At 39.5% G+C, this 14,311-nt stretch carries 5 protein-coding genes; 2 read left to right on the top strand and 3 right to left on the bottom strand.

What is annotated here, in order from left to right; all coding sequences use genetic code 11:
• Positions 1-223 precede the first annotated feature (223 nt).
• Together D5R40_RS24165 and D5R40_RS24160 are read left to right on the top strand one after the other, a co-directional pair.
• On the top strand, positions 224-3,187 hold the full coding sequence (locus tag D5R40_RS24165) for an insulinase family protein (protein ID WP_124155331.1): 2,964 nt from the start codon (positions 224-226) through the stop codon (positions 3,185-3,187).
• Positions 3,188-3,925: 738 nt separating this feature from the next.
• Positions 3,926-4,963, top strand: a complete 1,038-nt coding sequence (locus D5R40_RS24160) for a hypothetical protein (RefSeq protein WP_124144734.1) — start codon at positions 3,926-3,928, stop codon at positions 4,961-4,963.
• A 788-nt stretch (positions 4,964-5,751) separates the two neighbouring features.
• On the opposite strand, the gene D5R40_RS24155 is transcribed toward D5R40_RS24160, so the two are convergent.
• The 3 genes from D5R40_RS24155 to D5R40_RS24145 all read right to left on the bottom strand — a co-directional run bounded on the left by D5R40_RS24155 (position 5,752) and on the right by D5R40_RS24145 (position 14,291).
• Entirely contained in the window at positions 5,752-9,984 is a 4,233-nt protein-coding gene (locus tag D5R40_RS24155) for a DNA-directed RNA polymerase subunit beta' (protein WP_124155330.1), read from the bottom strand.
• A 760-nt stretch (positions 9,985-10,744) separates the two neighbouring features.
• Entirely contained in the window at positions 10,745-12,763 is a 2,019-nt protein-coding gene (locus tag D5R40_RS24150; RefSeq protein ID WP_124155329.1) for a DNA-directed RNA polymerase subunit gamma, read from the bottom strand.
• Positions 12,764-13,376: 613 nt separating this feature from the next.
• Positions 13,377-14,291, bottom strand: a complete 915-nt coding sequence (locus D5R40_RS24145; protein ID WP_205127686.1) for an RNA-guided endonuclease InsQ/TnpB family protein — start codon at positions 14,289-14,291, stop codon at positions 13,377-13,379.
• Between the last annotated feature and the right edge of the window lie 20 nt (positions 14,292-14,311).

Genomic DNA, 14,311 nt, shown 5'->3' with positions numbered 1-14,311 from the left:
TAATTTTGAACACCGTGTAGACGGTGGGGTATTAAACCCACAAAGAAAATGATAAGTTAGGACATTTCCTCTACTGCCTACTGCCTACTGCCTACTGCCTTTTCTTGTCCTAACCAAAACGTACTGCTATACCTGGAAAACCACCCTTGGCCAGAGAGAAAACCGAACTAGAGAAATAGCCTACACTAATAACTACAGTAAACAAAATAGCAATTCATTTTCTATGCCTCTATTAAGCGAAAGAACCTTAGAAGTTGGACAACAATTAGAAGGCTTTGAGGTAAAAGCCATTACCCCCCTCAAGCAACAGCAGATGGTGGCATATCAACTGGAGCATCTGAAAACTGGTGCCAAATTGCTACACCTCTACTCAGAAGATGCGGAAAATCTGTTTTCCATTAGTTTTCCTACTCCTCCGCCAAATAGTACAGGAATACCCCACATTCTAGAACATTCTGTTTTAGCAGGTTCAGAAAAATATCCTGTACGGGAACCATTTTTTGAAATGCTAAAAATGAGTCCGGCAACTTTCATCAATGCTATGACTGGACCTGACTGTACTTATTATCCAGTCTCCAGCAAAGTCAAACAAGACTTATTCAACCTGGCAGAAGTATACTTTGATGCAGTATTTCATCCTCTGCTGACTGAAAACACATTCAAACGGGAAGGCCACCATCTAGCTCCTGCCGACCCAGAAAATCCTCAAGGCGAGCTAAAATTTACTGGAGTAGTCTATAATGAGATGAGTGGTGTCTTTTCAGACCCCGAACAAAGGTTAGATAGTATTGCCAACCGGATTCTATTTCCTGACAACATTTATGGCCTTGAATACGGAGGCGACCCGAAAAATATTCCCGAACTAACTTACGAAGATTTCCGGGAGTTTCACGCCAACTATTATCATCCTAGCAATGCTTACTTTGTATTCTATGGGAATATTGCCACTCCAGAATATCTAAAATTTTTGGCTGAAAAGTTAGATGTTTTTGAACAACGGAAACCCAACATCAACATTACTCCTCAGTCTCAATGGAGCGAACCCCGTTTCCAAGAAGATTCTTATCCTATTAGTGCAGCAGACTCGGCAGAAGAGAAAACTTATATTATGCTCAAATGGTTGGTGGGAGATAGCACCAACTCTGATGAATGGGTTGCCTTGGATATTCTCAGTCGAATACTTTTGGGAAATGAAGGGGCACCATTAAAAAAGGCGATCGTTGAGTCTCAAATAGGTCAAGACTTACTACGGTCTGGAGTAGACTCTGTAGGTAAAGAAACTACTTTTCATATCGGTATTCAAGGTAGCGAACCAGACCGTGGTGAAGCATTCAGTCAGTTAGTTATTAATACTCTCACAGAACTTGCAGAGACCGAACTTGAACCTAATCTTGTGGAAGCAGCTTTCCAACAAGCAGCATACCAACATCAAGAAATTGCCAGTATGTATCCTTTGCGGATGTTGTTCCGGGTGATGCAAACTTGGATTTATGGTAACGACCCGTTAACGTTTTTGCAGATCGGCGATCGCCTCGTTGAATGCAAACAACGTTATCTTGAAAACCCTAGTTATTTCAACAACCTCATCCGCGAAAAGTTACTCAACAACCCCCACCGTTTAACTTTAATATTGAAGCCAGACCAAGAATGGCAATCTACTTATGACCAAGAAATAGCAGCACAAGTGGAAGAGGTACGTTCTCAACTGACTCCAGAAGAGCTAGAGCATATAGCTAACGAAGCAGAAGCACTAGAAGTAGAGTCAGGAACTCCCAACGATCCAGAAGCAGTAGCGAAACTACCTCAACTACAGGTAAGCGACTTACCGCCAAAACCAGATGATATTCCTACTGATGTCGAACAGATTGATGGTGGAGTGACACTATTACGCAACCATGTGTTAGCAAATGGGGTAAACTATTTACAACTAGATTTTAGTCTGCGGGGGTTGCCTGAAGATTTGTGGTTGTATGTACCTACTTATATAGATGCTTTGCGGAAGTTGGGTGCTGGGGATATGGATTACGAACATATTGCCCGACGCATTGCTTCTTATACAGGGGGAATTAATTTTAGAACTCAGTTGCGGACTCATGCTCAAGACCCTTATCGTCCTATACATGGATTTCGTGTTACTCTGAAAACCCTTGACGAACAACTAGAGCAAGCATTAGATTTATTGCGAGATTTGATTTTTGCAGTCAACCCTCGCGATACAGCTAGACTACGAGATGTTGTTAATCAGTCTCTGGCTCAATGTAGTTCTGATTTGGTTTACAATGGTATCTACACAGCCATGTTGCGAGCTAGTGCTGGCATGACAGCAGAAGCTAAAATTAGCCAAGTTATTAACGGTTTGCCTCAATTAGAGTTGCTGAATAAAGTATGCGATCGCTTTGATGAGCATGGGGCAAATTTGATGGCTAAAGTCGAAACTATCCGCGATTATGTTGCGAATCAACCTTTAACTGCTAGTTTCACTGGTTCCGACAATGGTTATGAGGTGGTGAAGAACACCCTATCAGAGTGGAGTCAGCAGCAACAGCAACAACCAGGAGAGAATTTTGCTAATCGCTTCGATCCTATTTACAATCTACGGGAAGGTTTGGCAGGCCCAGTACAGGTAGCTTATTGCGTTCAGACTATGCCTGCTCCTCACTTCAGCCATCCAAAATCTCCATTGTTAGCATTGGGCGCTCATTTGTTAGGTTTGGGTTATCTATTCAGTGAAATTCGTTTGAAGGGTAATGCTTACGGTGCTGGATGCTCTTACAGTGGGTTAGGAAAGGTTATTTCTTTGTATTCTTACCGAGACCCTCATGTGAGTCGCACTCTTGAGGTGTTTACTGGTTTGATAGATTATATCAAGGATTTAGATTGGACTCAGACTGATGTTGACCGAGCTATTATTGCTACCATTCAGGATGATTCTCCAGTGTTACGCCCAGAGATGGCAACAAGTTTAGCCTTAGAGCGTTATTTGATAGGGCAAACTACTGAAGTACGAGAGGAACGTTATCAGCGATCGCTTAATGCTACGGTAGCGGATGTGAAGCAAACTTTGTTAGATGTGTTTAGTTCAGGAATGGAACACAGTAACATTTGTGTGATGTCTTCTCGCGCCAAATTAGAAGAAGCAAACGATCAAATGGAAGGAAACACGTTGGAAATTTCTGACATTATGTGATTTGAGAATGATTAGATAAAATTAGTTGATTAGTTAATCACTTAATGGCTAATAGCTAATAGCTGAATAGGTTATTAGTTGTTAGCCATTAGCTGACAATTATATCATATTCGGTAGAAAAGTTATAATTAGGCTCGTAGTTGGGCTTTAGCCCTAAGACAAGTATTTATAGCAGAAGGAAGGACCGAAGTTGGAAAAATCTTACGTTGTCTGAGTTTTAGGCTTTTGAACTGTCCGCGCCCTTTCCTTCGACTGGTATAGAACCCCTAACCGTATCTTCGCGGTGCGTAAAAAATTTTGAGCTACTCCTTGGTCTTTATGTAGAAGCAATAAAGGAAAAATACTCGCTACACACCCCCAGCACCCCATCTTCACAAGGGTAGGTAATGCAGCTTAGGGTCAGACGATACCTTGTGCTTCCCACACCTCCCACACTTCCCACACCTCCCACACCTCCCTATATTTTTTAAATAGAACCCATTTGGGATCTATAAGTTATATTGAGGGGTTGCAAATTAATCCAGCATCAGTTATAGTAATTAATGGCCGTGGGGCACACGGTTAAATAAAAAGCTTGTGGAGATGGTCTGACGGGGGTACAACTCAACTTGTTTGATTTGTTACCTAGTTAAGAATCTGCGAAGCAAGAATCTCCCATTATAATCTTTTGATTTAACGGTGAGAGTGTCAATTGATGCAATAATATTTCGGCACTATGAGCAATAATACTATCCCGTTATGCCCGAAATTCCCCAATTTCCTGAAGCTCTTGCTGAAGCTCTCAATAACTTTCCAGAGCTAGATTTAGACCTACCAGACCCAGAAGATGAAAATATTCCAGACTCAGACTTTGAAAAAGTAGTAGACACAGCATGGAAAGTTTGCGATCGCTTCGACCTCCAGACAGAAATCTGGCGGGGGCGCATCTTAAGAATCATCAGAGACCGAGAAAAAAAAGGAGGCGATGGGCGAGGCAGCGGATTTCTAAATTGGCTCAAGGAAAGAGAAATCAGCAAGAGTCAAGCTTATGCCCTGATAGAATTGGCCAATAGTGCTGATACTTTAATTGCAGAAGGACATTTAGACCCAGACTCCATTAATAATTTTAGTAAACGGGCCTTTGTAGAAACAGCAAAATCAGTTCCAGAAGTCCAAGAAATGGTGACAGATGCAGCAAAAAAAGGCGATCGAATCACCAGGCGAGAAGTCAAACAACTAGCAGATGAATGGATGGCCATTAGCTCAGATTTACTTCCCAGCGAAATAAAAGAAAAGGCCACATCTGGTTCCATGCCACCACGTTATTTAGCTCCCCTAGTGCGAGAAATGGAAAAATTACCAGAATCTCATGTGAGCGCAATTCAAGAGGAGATCGTCCAAATTCCAGAATTAGATACCGTCAAGCAATTGACCTCAGATGCTCGTAACCTTTCTAAATATCTTGATGCAGCAGCAAAAGTTCAAGCATTGAATGAATCACCATTAGACATGGAAATGGTTCTAGAAGAAGCTTTGAGATTAGAATGTCTGAATGTAGTCGCCGATCTAGTCAAACAGTCTGGTCAACTAGAAGCAACAACTGCTAAACTTTACAGCACCTGGAAACGAGTAGGTAATTTATCAGAACGGTTATTTGTTGATACTGGTGCTAGTACACCTCATTTACGACACTTGTTAGGGTGTTTAGACAAACTATCTAATAATGTAATTGAAATCCGTCTAAGTGAAGTCAATGACCAAATTATTCGCCTACAAATACTCTCTGATGGAGATTGAAGAAAAAGTCAGGATACAGCAATTCTGGAAACAGAATTAATGGGATGGAGATTGCCGATATCAGTCACATTAATTAGGGTTTGCTGAAAAATTTCGATGAATAGACATCTCCAAAAATAAAAAATCAAATCAATTATCGTATAGAAATTATCAATTCTTTCTTCCTATTCCCTATTCCCTCTTTTCTGAAGATGTCTAATGAGGTGAGGAGTCAGGAAGACCTCCTCAGGAGTCATATCAAATCCGGTAGCATTGGTGTAATTAGATTCATAGTGTGGGGAGATCAAGAAAGATTTGGCAATGGCGCTGTGATGGAACATTTTTTTATACCGAACCCGAGCGGATTTGATATAATTAACGACAATGGGACGTTGGATTCAACGTCCCTAAAGCTTCTCCAGAAGCAATACTGATAATAGGTTACTTAACTTTCCGGCGTTGCTAATTTGAGGTATAGCGCTGTGCGCAGGCAACAGGCAACAGGCAACAGGCAACAGGGAGAATAAAAATCTGTTTGCGCAGCATCTCCGTTGGAATAATATAAGACTTTTAGCTATTGGACACCTCTTGTAATTTGTAAATATGCCAGCGCACATTGCTATATGATATCATTCAGGATAAGAGGGCGAGCAAAAAACTTTCTCCTTATACTCGGGGTTTGTTATTCTTTCTTCCCTCCTGACTCCTAACTTCCCCTCCCCTCCTGGGAGGGGTTAGGGGTGGGTTTACTCCTAAGTAATTAGGATTAATATCATACACCTGCTTCAGCAACGCCAACTTTCCGATCCCTAGATTAATTCTGGCGTATTCTCATCAAAATCATCAAAACCATCATCATCATCACTATCATCATCATCATCTATTAAGTCATCTTCTAGGTCGCCAGGAAAATCAGACTCAAAATTATCGGAGACAAAATCTGAGTCATCTAAAACTGACTCACTATTGTTTAAAATCTGAGGAAAATCAGGCATACGATCGTCTATCAATTGATTTTGATCTTGAGATATGCCTTGAGAATCTGCAAAATTATTATTCACAGGTGATAAATTCAGACCACTTTCTAATTCTAATGAACGTGCTGTTTGATCGTCTAACACTACACTTTGTAAATTATCTTCCTCAATCAGATCCACATCCTCATCCCAACTTTGTTCCAAACGACTAATCTCTGCACTCAGAGCATCTTCATAAGCATTAAAACCAGTACCTGCTGGAATCAACCGCCCAATAATCACATTTTCCTTCAATCCCCTTAACCAATCAGACTTACCTTCAATTGCCGCCTCCGTTAAGACCCTTGTAGTCTCTTGGAAACTAGCTGCCGAAATAAAGCTATCTGTATTCAAGGATGCTTTTGTAATCCCTAACAACATTGGCGTATACTGAGCTGTTGCTCCACCAGTAATAGACATAGCCTCATTCACCTGTTCCACTTGTCGTAATTCTATCAACTCTCCAGGCAACATAGTAGTATCACCACCATCATCAATCCTCACCTTAGCAGTCATCTGACGCACAATTACTTCAATATGTTTATCAGAAATATCTATACCCTGAGATTGATAAACCGCCTGCACTTGGTCTACCAAAAACTGCTGACAAGCCTCAAAACTCCTCAAACAAGCCTCATAAATGCTTTCATGGTCGCGGTAATAGTTGAAGAAAATCTCCAGAATTTCATGGGGGTTTCGGGGTCCATCTGTGAGTGATTCACCCACATTTACATTTTGTCCATCAGAAGCAATCACATTCTGCCCAGGACCGATCGGATAATCTGTAATTGTTCCGTCAGGCGAAACCACACTAACCTCCACATTATCCTCATTAACCTTAACCTGAGCTTGACCAGGATACTTCACTAAAATACAAGACTCTTTTGGTTTGCGAGCCTCCAAAAGTTCCTCAATTCGAGGTAAACCCTGAATAATATCCCCAGTCTTAGCACGCTCAAATACCAACAGTACTAAATTATCTCCTCGTTGTACCAAATCTCCATCCATGGTCAGCAGTATCGCCCCTGCAGAAACACGATAAGGTCGGCCTTGACGTAAGATAACTTGATAACCTTCTTCACCATTATCTGCAACTGTTTTCTGAATTTTAGAAACCAGACCTGAGTGTTCAATAAATACTCCAGGAGCAATTTCCGTACCAGCAACTAATAAATCCCCTTGAGCTACAGATGGCAAAGTATTAACTGGTATTTTAATTAAGTCAGCATCTCTGACGATCAAAATACGACGAATAGCTTCCGAACCTTCTTTAATACCCCGTACCTCACCAGCTTCCTTAGATAAAATTTCTGTGCGAGCAACCACTGCTCCAGCTTCAATTACATCCCTATCTTTAACCAAAAGTTCAGTACTTGTACTACCATGAGTTGTATCTGCCGTTACATCGCGACGAATTACTAAAGATTCTAGAATCACCAACTGCAAACGCATTACTCCCTCTTCCTTTGGATCTGGTGATAACTCAATATCAGCAGCTAATTGAGGAGCTTCTTCTCCAATCTCTAATACTAACTGGGTTCGCAGTAATTCTACACCTTCTACAGATTTAACTCGTTCCCCATCTTTAAAAGGAATGCGTTGTACTGCTCTTAACTCAATGGAAGAATTAATTGATTTTTGAGAAGGAACACCAGGGTCATCAGGCACATTAAATTCCGTCACAGGTCGTAATAATAATCCAGGGTTTTCTGGAGTTTCTACATATTCAATATACTTTAACTCAGAGACTATTAATCCTGGCACCACTTCCTTTCCTGGCATTGCAATCTGACCATTGATTAGAGTCAAATCCCCTAAATCTGTTTCATAATCTCCACTATGTAGTTCACCTGGTTTAATTACCACTTCCCTGAGAATATCATTTTTTTGGTGTACTTCTACAACTCCATTAGACAGACAGAAAATATCCTTAACTATTTCTGTACCCGCTTCTACATATTGACCATCTTCTACCAATAGCAAAGATATATCTTTATTGACTTCGTGGCATTCTTCAGGAATCCATAGTAGTGTACCACCTTTTGTCACCTCGTAGCCTTGTTTAGCTTTACCACGTTTAAGAACTTCTACTCCGGCATATTTAATGATGCCACCTGTAGTAGTTTTATAATTTTCTTCTAAAAGTTCAGCAATAACTTCGTGGTTGGCAACCTTACTGCCAGGAGTAACTTTCAAAGCAAATCGTTGATGATTTTGGGCTTCAATGATATACTGGTCTCGGTTAGCAATGGTTTCCATCCTAACTTTTGCCTGGTCTAGTCGCACACTTGCAGTGATGACTTCAATCTCACGAGGTAGATTATTTTGTGCTTTCGTATGCACTGGCAGTTCGGTAGGAACGTTAGTCGTAGTCACTGATCCTTCAGACTCATCCGTTGTTGCCTGTGGAGTTCCTGCACTCAACATATTTTGAGTTTTTTCCGTAGAAGGAATTCGTACCACACCGCCATGCTCTGTCACCAACTTAGTCACAGCAATTACACTATTAACATTAATTGTAGTAGCATTTTTGATTACTGCTTCTGCACCTGGTGGCAGATTATAAACTTCTCCTGATAATATCCATATCAGACCTCCTCTTTGAGCAATGCGCGTTGTTGTTCCTTGTCTATCTACCTTTTCTTCCTGCACCAACTTAGCAAATAGAACCTCCCCTGCTAAATCTGAGGCTACTTCTTTTGTAACTTTCTCCGTTGTTTTTCTGACCTGACCTGCCTTTGGTACTTCTGCTAAAATGTCTCCTGCTAACACTTGTTGGTTATTTTGCACCATCAAAATAGAACCTTGAGCAATGAATATACTTTCTTGACCGCCATTAGTTCCTACTATTGTCAGGTCAAAATTATTTTCTGCAATCATTGCTTCATCCCCATGACGAGTCCGGAATGACCTGGTACGCACAGTTGATGGATACTTGACAATACCTGCAAAAGGAGATGTGAACTGACGTGCTACTTCCCCTGTAAATACACCACCAGTATGGAATGTCCGCATTGTTAATTGAGTACCTGGTTCGCCGATAGACTGAGCAGCAATAATCCCAATAGCTTCTCCCATATCTACTATATGACCATGAGCTAAACTCCACCCATAGCACTGTTGACAGACAGAACGAGGTGATTCACAAGTCAACGGCGATCGCACAAATACTTTTTCTACACCTGCTTTACCTATTGCTTTAGCTAAGTCTTCTGTAAATACTTGATTTCTTACTGCTTGAATACCACCACTACTAATAATTTCTCCTGTTTCTGGATGTTTAACATCTTCTCCTGCAACTCTACCCAATAACCTGTCTTGTACGGGAATTAACACGCGTTCACCATCTTTCATGCTTGTCACCGTTACTCCCCGCTTTGTGCCACAGTCTGCTTCCCGAACTATTACATCCTGAGAAACATCAACTAAACGACGAGTCAAATAACCGGAGTCCGCAGTCCTCAATGCTGTATCAACCAAACCTTTGCGCGCACCATAGGAAGAGATAATATATTCTGTTACAGTTAAACCTTCCCGGAAATTAGTCTTAATTGGCAAGTCAATAATTTCCCCTTGTGGATCTGCCATCAGACCACGCATTCCCACTAACTGACGCACCTGAGAAATATTACCCCGCGCTCCAGAAAATGCCATCATATAAACTGAATTCAGAGGGTCTGTTGCCTTAAAGTTACGGACTACCTCATCCTTAAGATTTTCACTGGTAACATTCCAGGTATCAATTACTTTTTGAAACCGTTCTACTTCAGTAATTTTTCCTTTAGTATAGCGGTCAGTTGTATCACGAATTTCTTCCTCTGCTGCATCTAAAAGTTGTCGTTTAGAAGCAGGTATTCGTAAGTCATCAACACTAATAGAAACTCCTGCTTTTGTGGCATAACGAAATCCTAAATCTTTCAGTTTATCTGCCATGTGTGCAGTTCTGGCTGTACCATAATTATTAAAAGACCAAGAAATTAGCTTTTTCAGTTGACCTTTATTAACAACTCTATTCCGAAAAATCATGTTATTCTCTACCTTTGTTTATTAGTTTACTAATTTTATTTACAGCAGTTTTCGAGTTGATGAGGTACAAAGTTTTATTGTTCTAGGGAACAGGGAACAGGGAACAGGAAATATCAGAATAGTTTTACCGAATAATTAATAATTAATAATTAAATAATTCTGGTTTAAACCCTCTCCTTTTAAGGGGAAAAAAAGTGCTAGGATATTTCCTTATATTCAATCAATAACGGTTAAAACCCGAGGTAATTATCAATTATCAATTATCCATTATCCATTAATGAAAACTGTACCTCACGCTTCCTCAAAAGTGCTGTAGATCAAAAACTGTTCTTCAAGGAAATAGAAAAGAGTAAGTAGTTTTGTTTTCTGCTTCCTTACCTTTTCCTTCTGTTAGCGATCAACAGCGGTGTCAGCTCAGTTTGCTAATTTGCGACCTGGTTTGTGGCACTTTCCACCTCTGTCGCTGACGTGGTGAGTTAGTGCGGTCTTTCAGGTTTCCCTGAGTGGAGCAACTAATACCGTTTCACGGAAGTCACAAGTCAAAACTCAGAAGTCAAAAGTGAAAGTTTATAGACTTAAAGTAATGGTTATACACTAATTTCAGCTTATTCTTTCACATCATCAGTTGCCAACTATGGCGTTACTGATTTGAGGTACGATATCTTTCCGGATAAGAAGGCAAGCAAAAGACTTTCTCCTTCTACTCGGGGTTTCTTTTTCTTTCTTCCCTCCTGACTCCTGAGGACTGACTCCTGACTCCTTACAAAACACTTTGAATTGTTTGATTGAGAATTATACGACCAGGTGTTGTCACCACAAACTGTGTCGCTGCTTCTCCATTTATTTCCCGCACCTGGCGAGATTTAATATGAACCTGTTTAATTTTTCCCTGTGGAGTATAATGAACCCGATACAAGTGATAACGCTTCACTACCTCTCCATTTTCTAGAGTTTTCTCTGACTTCAACTCTCCCAAAGTATCAGGTAATATTTTGCTATCCAATGGCATCCAATAACTTTTAACCGCCACTTCTTCTGATATCTGTTGGATATCGGGAGGCATTTCTTCTGGTTTATCTGTTTCGACCGTAACATCACCAGGCAACCTCAAATATACATAAGTATGTAAACCTAGCTTAGACTGTTCATAAGCTAAAACTACATCATTAAAGTTAGCAAAATATAGTTCTTTTCCACCTTGTTCTCTATGGTTTTCTGCTGTCAGATAATAACAACCTAATACCATATCTTGAGAAGGCGTAATAATTGGACGACCAGTCGCTGGAGACAGAATATTATTCGATGACAACATCAATAATCTTGCCTCTGCTTGCGACTCTAGAGAAAGTGGCACATGAACCGCCATTTGGTCGCCATCAAAGTCAGCATTAAATGCCGGACAAACTAAAGGATGTAACTGAATTGCACGACCATCCACTAAAATAGGTTCAAAAGCTTGAATACCTAATCTGTGTAAAGTCGGTGCCCGGTTCAACATCACTGGATGACCTTCTATTACTTCCTCCAGCACATCCCAAACATTCGGGTCTCCTCTTTGAATCAGTTTTTTGGCAGCTTTAATATTATTAACTAATCCCTGACGAATCAACCGATGAATTACAAATGGTTGAAACAATTCTATCGCCATTTCTCGTGGTAAACCACACTGATTAATTGCCAATTTCGGTCCGACAACAATTACCGAACGCCCTGAATAATCAACCCGTTTACCTAACAAGTTTTGCCGGAAACGACCTTGTTTTCCTTCGATAATATCACTCAAAGATTTCAGAGGTCTGTTGTTTGCACCTACCACAGTACGACCACGACGACCATTATCAATCAAAGCATCAACTGCCTCTTGCAACATTCGTTTTTCATTACGGATAATAATCTCTGGTGCTAAAATTTCTTGCAGTCTTGCCAAGCGATTATTTCGGTTAATAACTCGTCGATAAAGATCGTTTAAATCGCTAGTTGCAAAGCGACCACCATCCAACTGTACCATTGGACGTAAATCGGGTGGAATAACTGGAATAGCATCTAAAACCATCCATTCCGGTCTTGAACCCGTAGCGACAAAATTATCAATTACTCGCAAACGTTTGATTAATTTGGCGCGTTTTTGACCTTTAGAATTAGCAATTTCTTCCCTTAGTTTTTCTGCTTCCTCCTCTAGAGCAAGATTTTGTAATAAGACTTGTAGAGCTTCAGCACCAATGCCAACTTCAACCCCTACTATTGTTGAATCTTCGCTATAAATTTGATCTTCAATTTCTAGCCAAACATCCTCTGTTAACAGTTGCTTATAACTTAAACTTTCGTGATTCCCTGGATCTAATACCACATAAGCATTGAAGTAAACAATTTGTTCTACATCTCGCAATGGCATATCTAACAAAATTGCCATATAACTCGGAATACCCTTGAGATACCAAACATGAGTAACTGGTGCTGCTAATTTTATATATCCCATACGGTGACGGCGCACCCGTGACTCAGTTACTTCTACTCCACATCTTTCACAAACAATACCTCTATGTCGGACTCGCTTATACTTTCCACAATGACATTCCCAATCTTTCGCCGGGCCAAAGATGCGTTCGCAAAACAATCCATCCATCTCTGGTTTGAGAGTCCGGTAATTAATAGTTTCTGGCTTAGTAACTTCTCCGACGACTGTACCATTTGGTAAAGTTCTTTCTCCCCAGAGACGAATTCTTTCTGGAGAAGCTAGACCAATTTTGACATAATCAAATCTTTGTTCAAGTTTTGGCATTTTTACAATAAAGAGTTAAGACTACAAAATTAACAGGCATTGCACATTCAGCGAATGATTTTGGATTAGGGAACTGAGGAATTGTTATACCGTTTCACTAAAGTCACCAAGTCAAAAATCAGAAGTCAGAAGTGATATTAATGGAACTTAAAACCTCAACTATACAGTAATTTCAGGTTATTATTTTACTTCATCAGTTACCAACTATTTGTGATATTTTTTAAGTGAATTGGTATTAGTAATGATTAATATTCGGTTTTTTTGAGTCACACTCCAAACCGCTCAACTAAACTTACTAAAAAGTCTGAAAGTATAGTCATTCGTAGTGGTTCAAGCACTACAGGGTTAAACGGCAAACCCTTTATTCCCCAAAAACATCGGGAATTACTTTTCTAATTATATTAAATGCTCCATTCACATCAGCATTTAATAACTTCTTCTCTCCTGTTTTATACAATTCTCTTGCTATTCTTTTTCCTTTAAATATCGGTTTTGACTCACCAGATTTTGGTAATTCATCTTGCTCTAAAGAACTTGATTGTGATCTATAGGATTCTTCGGTAATTATTACTTTTATCCCTTTTTAATGAGCTTTAGATCTTAACATCTCTATTCATCTATAATCAGGTATGTTAACAAACTGTTGATTGTTCTTTTTCCCGAGATTAATAGATTGTTTCCACTTTTCATTCTGTCCAATTATTAAGGTTCCTATTTGGTGTACCTCACACCAATCTATTACTCTTTTACTAGCTGTATGTAGATAATTTTCTACTCTACAGTTTCGTTTATGAGTTAGAGCGTTTAACCGATTAGATGAGTTTTGATGATTTTTGGTTTTCAGTTGGGATTGTATCAGGGATAGTTTTTTATTATCAAGGGTGTTAATCGCTTTTAATGGTCTGCTATTTATCAATAAAGGTGCTACACCTGTTTGATTTGTAGTTACAGCCATTAAGTTATTCACTCCTAAGTCTCTTCCTGCTACCTGTTGATTATCTGTTGTTTTCTCCGATTTTTCAGAGAGTATTTCAATCATATAACAGCTGCTTTTTTGTACTATTCTCACTTCTATAATTGACTTTTGTGATCTGGGAATTTTTAACTCACTCATGGATAAGTTACATCTTCCTTTTTTGAGAGTTTTTTTGTCAATTGATTCGTGATAATAGACTAAAATATTTTGACCTTTTGTTTTGTTTTTATATTTAGTGATTTTTGGTCTGACTAAAAATTTATGGGGCTGTTTTTGCCATGCTTTTAAAACGGCAAAATAACTACTCCAAGCTGAGTCTAATCTTCTGATTATTTGCTTACTAATTTTAGTTGGCAAAGCTTGATCATCGTAACTCTTAGATACTAGATGATACAGTTGATTAAAGCTTAGTTTCTTTTTGTTTTCAAAAAAATATTGGCGCTCATGGTAATTGGCTAAATTGAACAGATTTTTTGACAAAAAAGCCTTCTGGTCACAAGCTGACCACAAATAATGTGATTTGGTGATAACATGACGTTCAACTAGCTTCATACCTTAATTGTAGGTAATAA

The sequence above is a fragment of the Okeania hirsuta genome (genome assembly GCF_003838195.1).
In the GTDB taxonomy this organism is placed as follows: Bacteria; Cyanobacteriota; Cyanobacteriia; order Cyanobacteriales; family Microcoleaceae; genus Okeania; species Okeania hirsuta.
The sequence above is the reverse complement of the archived record's forward strand: the minus strand, read 5'-3'. Positions and strand labels throughout refer to the sequence as shown.

What these genes read in the sequence shown, in the direction of transcription:
- D5R40_RS24165 (WP_124155331.1), top strand. Translation starts at nt 224, where the DNA reads ATGCCTCTATTAAGCGAAAGAACCTTAGAAGTTGGACAACAATTAGAA.
- D5R40_RS24160 (WP_124144734.1), top strand. Translation starts at nt 3,926, where the DNA reads ATGCCCGAAATTCCCCAATTTCCTGAAGCTCTTGCTGAAGCTCTCAAT.
- D5R40_RS24155 (WP_124155330.1), bottom strand. Translation starts at nt 9,984, where the DNA reads ATGATTTTTCGGAATAGAGTTGTTAATAAAGGTCAACTGAAAAAGCTA.
- D5R40_RS24150 (WP_124155329.1), bottom strand. Translation starts at nt 12,763, where the DNA reads ATGCCAAAACTTGAACAAAGATTTGATTATGTCAAAATTGGTCTAGCT.
- D5R40_RS24145 (WP_205127686.1), bottom strand. Translation starts at nt 14,291, where the DNA reads ATGAAGCTAGTTGAACGTCATGTTATCACCAAATCACATTATTTGTGG.